This is a genomic window from Sutterella parvirubra YIT 11816 (assembly GCF_000250875.1).
Lineage (GTDB): Bacteria > Pseudomonadota > Gammaproteobacteria > Burkholderiales > Burkholderiaceae_F > Sutterella > Sutterella parvirubra.
In genome coordinates this window covers 19,339-19,582 of record NZ_JH604985.1, presented here as the reverse complement: position 1 = coordinate 19,582, position 244 = coordinate 19,339, and the positions used below count along the sequence as shown (strand labels likewise).

The following is a 244-nucleotide window of genomic DNA, read 5'->3' as shown; positions in this document are numbered from 1 at the left end:
CAATGGTTGAGCCCGTCAAGCGCGAGCCGGTTCCGCCGGTGCTCCATTCCGACTTCGACGACATGCGCCGACGCGGGCGCGTGCTGATCGTCCTCTACGTCATCGCGACGCTCGTCGCCCTGGTGACGGGCGTCATCGGGCACGTGAGCACGGGGCTCCTCCTCTGGGGGGCCACGAGCACGGTGCTCTTGGGGCTCTGCGCCCTCATGTGGCGGGATCTTCTTCACGAGGACGAACGGAAGGC

General features: G+C 67.6%; 1 protein-coding gene. It reads left to right on the top strand.

What is annotated here, in order from left to right; translation table 11 throughout:
• A partial coding sequence (locus HMPREF9440_RS12005) for a hypothetical protein (protein WP_008542667.1) occupies positions 1-244 on the top strand: 244 nt, incomplete at both ends.